We start from the raw sequence: 3,567 nt of genomic DNA on the forward strand, positions 1-3,567 counted from the left end.
GCCGCGCGCCCCGCGCCGTCCGCCGCCGCGCCGCAGGCCGCCGCTCCGCCTGTCGAACCCGATGAAGCGGCTGAACGCGGGCCTGCTGATCGTCGCCTTCATCCTGTCGTTGTTCGCGGGACGCCTCGTGCAGCTCCAGGCGATCAAGTCAAAGGAGTACACCGAGCAGGCGCTCGAGCAGCGGATGCGCAAGATCGACCTGCCCGCCAAACGCGGCATCATCACCGACGTCAACGGCGCCCCGATGGCCATGACCCAGGACGCCTTCGGCATCTTCGCCGACCCCAAGCGGGTCGACCAGTCACGTCGCCAGGAGATCGCGAGCCGGTTGGCGAGCATCCTCGGCGCCGACCCGGCCAAGATCTTCGCGAGTCTCGGCAAGCCGGACACCGAGTACGTCGAGCTGGCCCACCGGGTGCCACCGGACCAGGCGAAGCTCGTCACCTCGTTCAAGTACCGGGGCATCGGCACCATCCCCGAGTCGCGGCGCGTGTACCCCGCGGACTCGGTTGGCTCGAACCTCATCGGCTTCGTCCTGGCGGACGGTGTCGGCGGCGCCGGTCTGGAGTCGGAGTACGACAAGGAGCTGAGCGGCGCGAGCGGCTGGCAGAACGTCGAGATCGGCGCGGACGGCCAGCACATCCCGATGGGCGAGAGCCAGGCCAAGAAGCCGATCGCCGGGCAGGGCCTCAAACTGACGATCGACCAGGACATCCAGTGGAAGGCCGAGGAGCTGATCGCCAAGGCGGTCAAGGACTACAAGGCCGACTGGGGGACCGCGGTCGTGCTCACCCCCGACCAGCGGGTGCTGGCGATGGCCTCGACCCCCACCTTCGACCCGAACAACTTCGGCAAGGCCCCTGCGGCGGCGCTGGCCAACCCGGCCGTCCAGATGGCGTTCGAGCCGGGCAGCACCGGCAAGATCGTCACTGCGGCGGCGCTGATCGAGCGCGGGCTGGCGACTCCGGAGACCCCGTTCCGCGGCGTGCCGTACTGCATCCGGAAGTACACGGTGCCGTTCTGCAACTCCCACAACACTCCGGACGGCAAGCCGCAGAACCTGACCCTGACCGGGATCATGTCCGAGTCGAGCAACACCGGCACGATGATGGCCAGCGCAGCCCTCTCTCAGGAAGACCTCTACAACAGCCTGCGCGCCTTCGGGTTCGGCGAGACGACCGGGGTGAACCTGCCGGGCGAGACGGCGGGGATGCTGAAGGCGCCGGGCAAGTGGAGCGGCACGGACCGCTGGCCGATCGCCTTCGGCCAGACGATCTCGGTCTCCTCCCTCCAGATGGCCAGCGTCTACGCGACGATCGCCAACGGCGGGGTGCGGGTGCAGCCGACCGTCATCGCCGGAACCTACGACGGCCAAGGGAAGTTCGTTCCCGCCGCCGCGCGCCCCACTCGCACCGTGGTCAGCCAGAACACCGCTCACCAGCTCACCGCGATGCTGGAGGCCGTGGTCAACCAGGGCACCGGGCAGGAGGCCAAGCTCGGCGACTACCGGGTGGCCGGCAAGACGGGCACGGCGTGGCGGTACAACGACAAACTGAAGAACAGGAACGGGACCTTCGGCGGCTACGACGGCTACACGGGCATGTTCGCCGGATTCGCTCCGGCCGACAACCCGCAGGCCGTGGTCCAGGTCGTGCTGCAGAACCCCGAGAAGAAAATTGGGTACTACGGTGGCGTGGTGGCGGCACCGGTGTTCAGGGAGTTGCTGAGTTTCTCTCTCCAGACCCTGAAGACTCCGCCCACCGGCGAGGTCGCACCCCAAATGAAACTGACCGTCGACTAGACCGGGGAGCAAACCCGGGAGCGTTCGACGGCGTCACACCAGACGATGTCCGTACGAGAAAGCTAGTCAATGCGTCCTTCGAGCACCCCTGCGCGGCCTCTGGCAGGGCTCGCCGAACGGCTGGGCCTGGCGCCCGCCGACGGCGAGATCACCGGGATCACTCACGACTCCCGCAAGGTCAGGCCGGGTGACCTGTACGTGGCGCTGTCCGGCGCGACCTTCCACGGCGCGTCGTTCGCCGCGCAGGCCGCGCGGGACGGCGCGGCCGCGATCCTCACCGACGAGCCGGGCCGGGAGCTGGCCGAGCGGGCCGGTCTTCCGGTGCTGGTCGTCGCCGACGTCCGGGCGGTGATGGGGGCGGCCGCCGCCTATGTGTGGGGCGATCCCGCGGCGCGGCTGCTGCTGGTCGGGGTCACCGGCACGGCCGGCAAGACCACGACCGCCTACCTGATGGAGGCGGGGCTGCTCGGTGCGGGACTGCCCGCCGGGGTGATCGGCACGGTGGAGACACGCCTGGCGGGGGAGCGGCTGCCGTCCGCGCTCACCACGCCCGAGGCGACCGACCTGCACGCGATCTTCGCGACGGCGGTGGAGCGGGGGGTCGGCGCGATCGCGATGGAGGTCTCCTCGCACGCGCTGGAGCAGGGCAGGGTCGGGGGCGCGGTGTTCGACGTCGCGCTGTTCACGAACCTGTCGCAGGACCATCTGGACTACCACCCGACCATGCAGGACTACTTCGCGGCCAAGGCGAAGCTGTTCACCCGGGCCTACAGCCGGGCGGGCGTGGTCAACCTGGACGACGAGTACGGCAGGCAGCTCGCGGAGATCGCCGAGGTGCCCGTCACGACCTTCTCGCCCGGCGGTGACCGCGCCGCCGACTGGCGTGCCGAGGACGTCCGGCTGGGCGCCGACGGCAGCGTGTTCCGGGTGGTCGGCCCCGGCGGGATAGAGGCCGACGCCTACGTCGGCATCCCGGGCCCGTTCAATGTGGCGAACGCGCTCGGCGCGATCGTCGCGCTGGTCGAGGCGGGGCTGCCGCTGCACCGGGTCGTCGACGGGATCGGCGAGGCGGCCGGGGTGCCGGGCCGGCTCCAGCGGATCGACGAGGGGCAGGAGTACGCGGCGCTCGTCGACTACGCGCACAAACCGGGCGCCGTCGAAGCGATCCTGGCGACGCTCAGGCCCGTCACCCGCGGCAAGCTGATCATCGTGCTGGGCTGCGGCGGCGACCGCGACAAGGGCAAGCGTCCACTGATGGGGGAGGCGTCGGCGCGGCTGGCCGACGTCGTGGTCCTCACCAACGACAACCCGCGCTCGGAGGACCCGCTGACGATCGTCCAGGCGATGATCGAGGGTGTGTTGAAGGTGCCCGAGTCGGAGCGGGCCGAACTGATCGTCCATCTCGACCGCGCGGCCGCGATCCGCGAGGCGGTGTCCCGCGCCGCCGCCGGCGACGTGCTGGTCGTCGCGGGCAAGGGCCATGAGCAGGGCCAGTACGTGGCCGGCCGGGTCATCCCCTTCGACGACCGCGAGATCCTCGCCCAGACCATCAGGGAAGCCCAGTGATCGAAATCAGTCTGAGTGAGGTCGCTGAGCTCACCGGCGGGGTGCTGCACGGCCCCGACGCCCTGGTCACCGGTCCCGCGGTGATCGACTCCCGGGAGGCGGGCCCCGGCGCGCTGTTCGTGGCGTTCGTCGGCGAGCAGGCCGGCGGCCGCGACTTCGCGGCGGCCGCCGTCGAGCGGGGCGCGGCGGGCCTGCTCGTC

3 protein-coding genes are annotated in these 3,567 nt (G+C 70.6%); all 3 read left to right on the plus strand.

Annotated features, from left to right (window positions below; all coding sequences use genetic code 11):
- Positions 1-61 precede the first annotated feature (61 nt).
- Positions 62-1,801 (plus strand): peptidoglycan D,D-transpeptidase FtsI family protein, encoded by a 1,740-nt coding sequence (locus ACYVE7_RS31070; RefSeq protein ID WP_460369758.1) that lies wholly within the window; start codon positions 62-64, stop codon positions 1,799-1,801.
- 69 nt (positions 1,802-1,870) lie between these two features.
- Positions 1,871-3,367: a UDP-N-acetylmuramoyl-L-alanyl-D-glutamate--2,6-diaminopimelate ligase gene (locus tag ACYVE7_RS31075; protein WP_460369755.1), complete on the plus strand. Its 1,497-nt coding sequence runs from the start codon at positions 1,871-1,873 to the stop codon at positions 3,365-3,367.
- A partial coding sequence (locus ACYVE7_RS31080) for a Mur ligase domain-containing protein (RefSeq protein ID WP_460369756.1) occupies positions 3,364-3,567 on the plus strand: 204 nt, incomplete at its 3' end. The genes ACYVE7_RS31075 and ACYVE7_RS31080, both read left to right, overlap by 4 nt.

This window comes from Actinocorallia lasiicapitis (genome assembly GCF_054778695.1).